At 64.3% G+C, this 325-nt stretch carries 1 protein-coding gene; it reads right to left on the minus strand.

Features of this window, described 5'->3' with window-relative positions; translation table 11 throughout:
* Positions 1–34: 34 nt before the first annotated feature.
* Positions 35–325 (minus strand): IS3 family transposase (locus M3G03_RS12810; RefSeq protein ID WP_259810520.1); only part of this gene is annotated, 291 nt, incomplete at its 5' end.

Genomic DNA, 325 nt, shown 5'->3' on the forward strand with positions numbered 1-325 from the left:
ACGGGTCTGCCTCGTGTTTGGTTGACACGGGTTTTCAGGCGGCGGTAGCCGCCTGGGTTGATTGAACCATTTCGAACTCGACGGGTGTGAGCCGTCCGAGGCGAGCCTGGCGACGACGGCGGTGGTAGGTCCCTTCGATCCAGGTCACGATCGCCAACCGGATCTGCTCGAACGAGGTCCAGCGGCACCGGTTAAGCACGTTCTTCTGCAGCAGAGCGAAGAAGGACTCCATCGCCGCATTGTCCCCGGCGGCACCGACCCGGCCCATCGACCCGACCAAGCCGTTGGCCCGCAGCGCCTCCACATAGCGGCGGGCTCGAAATTG

It is taken from the genome of Aestuariimicrobium sp. p3-SID1156 (assembly GCF_025144225.1).
In the GTDB taxonomy this organism is placed as follows: Bacteria; Actinomycetota; Actinomycetes; order Propionibacteriales; family Propionibacteriaceae; genus Aestuariimicrobium.